At 67.7% G+C, this 6,112-nt stretch carries 4 protein-coding genes; all 4 read left to right on the forward strand.

Features of this window, described 5'->3' with window-relative positions; genetic code table 11:
- Positions 1-274 precede the first annotated feature (274 nt).
- Genes ileS through ndk form a run of 4 tightly spaced genes read left to right on the forward strand, consistent with a single transcriptional unit; the run spans position 275 to position 5,936 of the window.
- The gene (ileS, locus tag V7053_RS08980) at positions 275-3,634 is read left to right on the forward strand and encodes an isoleucine--tRNA ligase (protein WP_334171932.1); all 3,360 of its coding nucleotides are present in this window, start codon (positions 275-277) and stop codon (positions 3,632-3,634) included.
- Entirely contained in the window at positions 3,631-5,004 is a 1,374-nt protein-coding gene (locus tag V7053_RS08985) for a bifunctional folylpolyglutamate synthase/dihydrofolate synthase (protein WP_334171933.1), read from the forward strand. Before ileS ends, V7053_RS08985 begins: the two co-directional genes overlap by 4 nt.
- On the forward strand, positions 5,004-5,477 hold the full coding sequence (locus tag V7053_RS08990; protein ID WP_334171934.1) for a DUF4233 domain-containing protein: 474 nt from the start codon (positions 5,004-5,006) through the stop codon (positions 5,475-5,477). Before V7053_RS08985 ends, V7053_RS08990 begins: the two co-directional genes overlap by 1 nt.
- 39 nt (positions 5,478-5,516) lie before the next feature.
- Positions 5,517-5,936 (forward strand): nucleoside-diphosphate kinase, encoded by a 420-nt coding sequence (gene ndk / locus V7053_RS08995; RefSeq protein WP_334171935.1) that lies wholly within the window; start codon positions 5,517-5,519, stop codon positions 5,934-5,936.
- Positions 5,937-6,112: the final 176 nt, after the last annotated feature.

Consider the following 6,112-nt stretch of genomic DNA (forward strand, 5'->3'; position numbering starts at 1 on the left):
GGACCGGAAGCCGCGCCGGGAAGGGTAGACTGGGCCTCAAAGCGTCGACCCGGCCATCACCGGCGAGCTTCCGGAAGAACGGCGAGTTGCGCGCAAGCGGAGCCCGCCCAGTAGAACCGGACGGGCAGGCCCGTCACAGCCCTCACGAGAGGCCCCCCGCCGCGCGTGCAAGCACGTGGCGAGTGGGCAAGCGAGGTGGTACCGCGGTGCCGCTCGGCAGATCCGAGCGTTCGCCGTCCTCGCGTTCCGAAGCCTCGACAGCCAAGGATCTTCCGTGAGCGTGTACCCCAAGGCGACTACCTCCCCGAACCCCGAGGACGCATCGGGAGCGGCGGCAACCAGCAGCGTGCGGTTCCCCGATCTCGAGCAGCGCGTCCTCAAGTACTGGGACGAGGACGGCACCTTCCAGGCCTCCATCGACCAGCGGGAGAGCGGGCGTGACGGCTCCAACGAGTTCGTGTTCTACGACGGGCCCCCCTTCGCCAACGGACTCCCGCACTACGGCCACCTCCTGACGGGCTACGCAAAGGATCTCGTCGCGCGCTACCAGACCCAGCGCGGCAAGCGGGTCGAGCGTCGCTTCGGCTGGGACACCCACGGGCTGCCCGCCGAGCTCGAGGCCATGAAGCAGCTCGGGATGAGCGACAAGGCCCACATCGAGAAGATGGGCATCGACAAGTTCAACGACGCGTGCCGGGCCTCCGTGCTGAAGTACACCCACGAGTGGGAGGCGTACGTGAAGCGCCAGGCCCGCTGGGTGGACTTCGAGAACGACTACAAGACGCTCAACGTCGAGTACATGGAGTCCGTCATCTGGGCGTTCAAGACGCTCTACGACAAGGGCCTCACCTACAGCGGATACCGCGTCCTCCCGTACTGCTGGAAGGACGAGACGCCTCTCTCCAACCACGAGCTCCGCATGGACGACGACGTCTACAAGGACCGTCAGGACCAGACAGTCACCGTGACGTTCCCGCTGCTCGCCGGCGAATCGGAGGCGTCGAAGGCGCTCGCCGGCGTTCTGGCGATCGCATGGACGACGACGCCCTGGACCCTCCCGACGAACGAAGCGCTCGCCGTCGGGCCCGAGGTGCGCTACGCCGTCGTGCCCGCGGGGCCGAAGGGCATTGCCGCCTCCGGGATCCCGGCGGACGCCCGCTTCCTCTTGGCCGAGGATCTCATCGGCAGCTATGCCAAGGATCTCGGGTACGAGGACGGCGCTGTCTCTGCGGCTGAGGCCGCGGCGGCCGCCGTCGAACGCACCTTCCTCGGCACCGAGCTCGACGGTATCCGCTACGAGCCCCTGTGGGACTACTTCACCGACCCCGAGACGTGGGGGACTGGCAAAGCGTGGCAGATCCTCGTTGCAGACTACGTCACGACGACGGACGGCACGGGCATCGTCCACCAGGCTCCCGCCTACGGCGAGGATGACCAGAAGGTGTGCGAGGTGGCGGGCATCCCGGTCATCCTTTCCGTGGACGACGGCGCGAAGTTCCTTCCGCTGTTCGCCTCGGGTGAGAGCGCGCCCCTCGCGGACATTGTCGGCCTTCAGGTCTTCGACGCCAACAAGCCGATCACGCGGGTCCTGCGCGAGCAGGGGCGGCTGGTCAAGCAGGCGAGCTACGTCCACAGCTACCCCCACTGCTGGCGCTGCCGCAATCCGCTCATCTACCGGGCCGTGTCGAGCTGGTTCGTCGAGGTCACGAAGATCAAGGACCGCATGATCGAGCTCAATGAGCAGATCAACTGGATCCCCGGCAACGTCAAGCATGGCCAGTTCGGGAAGTGGCTCGAGAATGCCCGTGACTGGTCCATCAGCCGCAACCGGTACTGGGGCTCGCCGATCCCCGTCTGGGTCTCGGACAACCCCGAGTACCCGCGCACCGACGTGTACGGTTCGCTCGCGGAGCTCGAGCGTGACTTCGGGCGCCTCCCGCTCAACCACGATGGACAACCCGACCTGCACCGGCCGTTCATCGATGAGCTCACCCGGCCGAACCCCGACGATCCGACGGGCAAGTCGACCATGCGGCGAGTGCCTGACGTGCTGGATGTGTGGTTCGACTCCGGCTCGATGCCGTATGCCCAGGTGCACTACCCGATGGAGAACCAGGACTGGTTCGAGACCCACAACCCGGGCGACTTCATCGTCGAGTACATCGGCCAGACCCGCGGCTGGTTCTATACGCTCCACATCCTCGCGACGGCGCTGTTCGACCGGCCGGCCTTCCGGAACGTCATCAGCCACGGGATCGTGCTCGGCTCGGACGGGCAGAAGATGTCCAAGAGCCTTCAGAACTATCCGGACGTGTCCGAGGTCCTCGACCGCGACGGCTCCGATGCAATGCGCTGGTTCCTCATGGCCAGTCCGATCCTGCGCGGCGGCAACCTCATCGTGACCGAGCAGGGGATCCGCGACGGCGTGCGCCAGGTGATCCTGCCGCTGTGGAATGTCTACAGCTTCTTCACGCTCTACGCGAACGCCGCGCGCGGCGCGGGAAGCACCGCGCGCAGCACCCAGAACGGGGGCTACGACGCGAAGCTGCGGCACGACGGCTACACCGATCCGCTGGACCGCTACCTGCTCGCCGAGACGGGGCGTCTCGTCTCCGGCATGCGCGGCCACCTCGACGCGTACGACATCTCCAACGCCTGCGAGCTGCTGCGCGAGTACCTCGAGATGCTCACCAACTGGTACGTACGCCGGAGTCGGCAGCGCTTCTTCGATGAGGATGCCGACGCGTTCGACGCGCTCTACACGGCGCTCGAAGCCGTGTGCCGAGCCGCGGCCCCCCTCCTGCCGCTCGTCTCCGAGGCGATGTGGCGCGGCCTCACGGGCGGACGCTCCGTGCATCTCACCGATTGGCCCGATGCAGCGCTGTTCGCCGACGAGCCCACACTCGTCGAGCAGATGGACCGCACCCAGGCCGTGTGCTCCGCGGGTTCGTCGCTGCGCAAGGCAGCGAAGCTCAGGGTGCGGCTCCCGCTCAAGGCGATGACCGTCGTCGTGCCCTCGGCCAGCTCTCTCGCCGGTTCGGAGGCCGTGATCGCGGACGAGCTGAACCTCAAGTCCGTGCGCCTGCTCGACGCCGACGAGGCCTCGCCGGAGGAGTTCGGGATCGAGCAGAAGCTGGTGGTGAACGCCCGGGCAGCCGGTCCGCGGCTCGGCAAGGGTGTTCAGCAGGCGATCAAGGGCTCGAAGTCCGGCGACTGGTCTGTTGCCGACGACGGCACGGTGACGGCCGGCGGTATTCGGCTCGAGCCGCACGAGTACACGCTCGAGACCATCGTCGATGCCGAGAAGGCGGGCGGATCGAGCGCGGTCGCGATGCTTCCGGGCGGTGGATTCGTGGTCCTGGACACCGAGGTCACGCCCGAGCTCGAGGCGGAGGGCCTTGCGCGCGATCTCGTGCGCGTGATCCAGCAGGCCCGCAAGGACGCCGACCTCAACGTGAGCGACCGGATCCGGACGAGCCTCACCGCCCGGCCAGCCGTCATCGCGGCTGCCCTCGCCCACGCCGAACTGCTCAAGGGCGAGACGCTCAGCGTCGAGCTCGAGTTCCTCGAGGCGGAGATCGAACCGACGGCAATCGTCGAGCGGGTCGAGACGGCGACGGAGGGCGCACGATGACTGAGGCGACGAGTTCCCTGACTACCGTCGACGAGGTCTACGCCGAGCTCCTCGGCCGGGCCCCCGAGAACAAGATGGAGCCGCGCCTGGCGCCGTTGTTCCGGGCCATGGACGTGTTGGGGGAGCCCAACAAGGCCTATCCGATCGTGCACATCACGGGCACCAACGGGAAGACCTCGACCGCGAGGATGATCGAGGCGGGCCTCCGCGCCCACGGCCTCCGGACGGGCCGTTACACGAGCCCCCACCTGAGCCGGGTCACGGAGCGGATCAGCATCGACGGGTCGCCGGTTCCGGACTCGACCTTCGTGCGGATCTGGAACGAGATCGCGCCGTACATCGCCATCGTCGACGCCGAGCTCGAGGCAGCGGACCAGCCGCGGCTCACCTACTTCGAGTGCGTGACGATTCTCGGATTCGCCGTCTTCGCGGACGAGCCGGTCGACGTCGCGGTCATCGAGGTGGGCCTCGGCGGGGTCACCGACGCCACGAACGTGGGCGACGGCGTCGTCTCCGTCGTGACGCCCATCTCGCTCGATCACACCGACCTGCTCGGCGAGACGACGGCGGACATCGCCCGGGAGAAGGCCGGCATCATCAAGGCTGGCGGCTTCCTTGTGAGCGCGGCCCAGCCTGCGGACGCCGCACAGGTCCTGCTCGAGAAGGCCCGCGAGGTCGGCGCAGAGTTCCGTTTCGAGGGGGTCGAGTTCGGCGTCGAGAGCCGCACTCTCGCCGTGGGTGGCCAGCTCGTCACCATCCAAGGCCTCGCCGGACGGTACGAGGACCTCACCGTGCCGCTGCACGGGGCGCACCAGGCCGAGAACGCGGCCGTCGCCGTGGCCGCGCTCGAGGCCTTCCTCGGCGGGGGCGAGCGTCAGCTCGATTCCGACGTCCTCCGCGAGGGCTTTGCCACGGTGACGTCGCCCGGGCGCCTTGAGGTCGTCAAGGCGTCTCCGACCATCGTTGTCGACGCGGCGCACAATCCGGGCGGCATTCGGGTGAGTGCCCAGGCACTCGTCGAGGCTTTCGAGTTCAGCAGGCTCGTCGTGGTCCTCGGAGTGCTTCGCGAGAAGGATGCGGAGGAGATCCTCCGGGCGCTCGACGAGGAGTTCGAGGAGCAGCAGGTCGAGTACGTCTTCACCCAGTCGGCTTCGCCAAGGGCCATTCCGGCTGAGGAACTCACCGAGATCGCACTGGACCTGGGCTTCGACGAGGACGCCGTCCACACCGAGGCCAAGCTGGACGAGGCAATCGCCTACGCCGTCGAGCGCGCTGACGAGGTGGGGGATTACGCGGGCGGTGTGCTCGTCACGGGCTCGATCACGGTGGTCGGCGAGGCCCGGATTCTTCTTGGAAAGGCAGCGGACTGATGGCACGCCTCACGAGGGCCCAGCGCGAGTGGCGCCCGGGAATGCCCCGCCGACGCCGTTCGATCCGGGTGCAGTTCGCCTCGATCGTTCTGCTCACGGAGGCCTTCGTCGCGTTCTTCGCGACGCTGGCTGTCTTTGGGCTGCACGCGAGCCAGTACGGTGCGGGGCTCGTGCTCGGCGCGGGATTCGGTCTCGTGGCAGTGCTCATTCTCGCCTGCGCCGTCGTCAAGCGCGCGTGGGGGATGGCTCTCGGGTGGGTGCTCCAGCTCGCACTCATCGCGCTCGGGTTCGTCGAACCCATGATGTTCTTCGTCGGTGCGCTCATGGCTCTCGCCTGGTGGTATGCGATCCGGACCGGAGCCAGACTCGACCGCGAGAACCTCCAGCGGGACCGTGAGCAGGCCGAATGGGAGCGCACCCACCCAGAGGAGGGCGGCGCGGCCGCGTCCGGGGGAGAGGCCCAGACTCAGTAGACTGGGCCTCGATCCCACGACCCCTATCTAGGAGCACCCGTGACCGCAGAGCGCACCCTTGTCCTCGTGAAGCCCGACGGCGTCTCCCGCGGCCTCGCCGGCGCGATCCTCGCCCGCGTGGAGGCCAAGGGCTACCGGCTCGCCGAACTCAAGCTGCTGACGGCCACACGTGAACTGCTCGAGCAGCACTATGCCGAACACGAGGGCAAGCCGTTCTACGAGCCGCTTCTCGAGTTCATGCTGAGCGGGCAGGTGGTGGCCGCCGTGTTCGAGGGCGAGCGCGTCATCGAGGGCTTCCGTTCGCTCGCGGGCGCGACGGATCCGACGACGGCGGCTCCCGGCACCATCCGCGGCGACTTCGGGCGCGACTGGGGCCTCAAGGTCCAGCAGAACCTCGTGCACGGATCGGATTCGCCGGAATCGGCACAGCGGGAGATCGCGATCTGGTTCGAAAAGTAGCCCCTCCCCAACCGACCAACCCTGACCGTTTCGGGTACAGCTAATCCCCCCGATCTTCGTTTCAGGTACAGCTAATACACCCCATCGCCATTTCGGGTACGACGACGGGCGGCACCTTCCGGCTGGAAGGGGCCGCCCGTCGTCGTGCTTGAGGCATTTCTGGAGCTGAAGTCGTG

Origin of the sequence: Sinomonas sp., from assembly GCF_036848755.1 — a bacterium.
In the GTDB taxonomy this organism is placed as follows: Bacteria; Actinomycetota; Actinomycetes; order Actinomycetales; family Micrococcaceae; genus Sinomonas.

Bases quoted from the DNA above. Each gene is read 5' to 3' on its own strand.
- V7053_RS08985 (WP_334171933.1), top strand. From the start codon at position 3,631: ATGACTGAGGCGACGAGTTCCCTGACTACCGTCGACGAGGTCTACGCC.
- V7053_RS08990 (WP_334171934.1), top strand. From the start codon at position 5,004: ATGGCACGCCTCACGAGGGCCCAGCGCGAGTGGCGCCCGGGAATGCCC.